This is a genomic window from Treponema sp. R6D11 (genome assembly GCF_054786075.1).
The window spans coordinates 1-391 of sequence record NZ_BDHD01001090.1 but is presented as its reverse complement, the minus strand read 5'-3'; the positions used below and the strand labels follow the sequence as shown (position 1 = coordinate 391).

Sequence of the window (391 nt, the reverse complement as noted above, 5' to 3'; positions counted from 1 at the left end):
CTAAAACTCTCCTCCGCTTCTTCTTTCATAAAATCAGGTGAAACTGTCCGTAATACCCACAATTTTATTTTAGCAAGTTCCGGAAAATCAGCTAAAAGTTTATCTTTGTCGTCGTTTAAACGCAGATTATTAATATCATAAAGACGATATGTAGACTCAACTATTCCGCGTTCTTCCCACTCCATTTGATCAAGATACACATTCATTCTTTCTTCGTTCATCGCCGGAGGAATACGGTAATACGCGCAAGATCGCCGACTGTGTATCGAACTTCTAAAGCGCCGTCTACCACTTCATATTCATAAGCTCCGCGCTGAACGCTGTAAACACCAGATTGCAACGTCATACCGACGCCGGAATTATCAGCGTAATCTAAAGAAAACTGCGATTC

The 391-nt window shown here is 41.2% G+C and carries 1 protein-coding gene; it reads right to left on the bottom strand.

Annotated features, from left to right (window positions below; genetic code table 11):
• Positions 1–221, bottom strand: a 221-nt coding sequence (locus ACYVTD_RS17605; RefSeq protein WP_461248916.1) for a hypothetical protein, incomplete at its 3' end; no start/stop codon positions are given.
• Positions 222–391 lie beyond the last annotated feature (170 nt).